The sequence below is a fragment of the Georgenia satyanarayanai genome, from assembly GCF_023715365.1.
In the GTDB taxonomy this organism is placed as follows: domain Bacteria; phylum Actinomycetota; class Actinomycetes; order Actinomycetales; family Actinomycetaceae; genus Oceanitalea; species Oceanitalea satyanarayanai_B.
The window spans coordinates 1-444 of sequence record NZ_JAMBNZ010000115.1; the positions used below are offsets into that span (position 1 = coordinate 1).

The 444-nt window shown below is 69.6% G+C and carries 1 protein-coding gene; it reads left to right on the top strand.

The features are described 5' to 3' along the window. Positions 1–4 precede the first annotated feature (4 nt). Positions 5–444 (top strand): SLC13 family permease (locus M3148_RS17260; protein ID WP_251305953.1); only part of this gene is annotated, 440 nt, incomplete at its 3' end.

Sequence of the window (444 nt, forward strand, 5' to 3'; positions counted from 1 at the left end):
GTCCATGCTCTGGAAGTTCGGGCTCATGCTCCTCGTGGGGGCGGTGATCTACTTCATCCCCGCACCCGAGGGCGTGGACCCCCGCGGCATGCACATGCTCGGCATCTTCGTCGCTACGATCCTGGGGCTCATCCTGCAGCCCCTGCCCACCCCGTCGGTGGCGCTGATCGGCCTGGCCACGGCCATGATCACCGGCGCCATGGACGTCAAGAGCGGGGAGGCCCTGAGCGGGTTCTCCAACTCCGCCGTGCTGCTGATCGTCGCGGCGTTCTTCATCGCGGACGGCTTCCTGCTCACCGGGCTGGGGCGCCGCGTGGCCCTGATGTTCCTCACGGTCCTGGGCAAGTCGCCGCTGGGCATCGCCTACGGCATGGCCGTCACGGACCTCCTGCTCGCGCCGGCCACGCCGTCCAACACGGCCCGCGCGGGTGGCGTGATCTACCC